1 protein-coding gene and 1 riboswitch are annotated in these 880 nt (G+C 34.8%); the gene reads left to right on the top strand.

The window, feature by feature from the left end:
• A partial coding sequence (locus tag AC1DTM_RS29155) for a D-alanine--D-alanine ligase (protein WP_477001566.1) occupies positions 1-708 on the top strand: 708 nt, incomplete at its 5' end.
• A gap of 73 nt (positions 709-781) precedes the next feature.
• A riboswitch (TPP riboswitch) is annotated at positions 782-880 on the top strand. This riboswitch is flagged as partial in the annotation.

Raw genomic sequence — 880 nt, 5'->3', positions numbered from 1 at the left:
GTTCAAGGGACGCTTGAGAGTTTAGGTATTCCTTATAGCGGTAGCAATATGTTATCTAGCGGTATATGTATGGACAAAAATATTTCGAAAAAGATTTTGCGTTATGAAGGAGTAGAAACACCCGATTGGATTGAACTTACAAAAATGGATGATCTAAAGCTTGAAGAGTTAGATAAGATAGGATTTCCGTTAGTGGTAAAACCTAACTCTGGTGGCTCAAGTGTTGGAGTAAAGATCGTTAATGATAAAAACGAATTAATCTCAATGCTGGAAACTGTATTCGAATGGGATTCTGAAGTAGTAATTGAGAAGTATATAAAAGGTGACGAGATTACATGTTCAATTTTTGATGGTAAACAGTTACCTATCATTTCGATTCGACATGCAGCTGAGTTTTTTGACTACAATGCAAAATACGATGATGTTAGTACAATTGAAGAAGTTATTGAACTTCCAACTGAAATTAAGGAACGTGTAAATAAAGCGTCAATGGCTTGTTATAAAGCATTAAAATGTAGTGTTTATGCAAGGGTTGATATGATGGTGAAGGACGGAATTCCATATGTAATGGAGGTTAATACATTACCAGGGATGACACAATCAAGTTTACTGCCGAAAAGTGCAGAAGCAGCGGGAATTAGCTATAGTAAGCTATTAGATATGATCATTGAAACTTCATTAAAAGTAAGGAAAGAAGAAGGTTTTTAAGATACTTGTACAATTAAAATTTTTGATAGTTCCACGAAGTATGCTATGATAATTACAATACGACAACTAAATATTTATCCACTAGAGGGGCCTTTTATAGGCTGAGATCAAATGTAATTTTGAGACTCTTAGTACCTGATCTGGTTAATGCCAGCGTAGGAAAGTGGGGAAG

The sequence above is a fragment of the Bacillus sp. P4_D3 genome, from assembly GCF_056401855.1.
The sequence above is the reverse complement of the archived record's forward strand: the minus strand, read 5'-3'. Positions and strand labels throughout refer to the sequence as shown.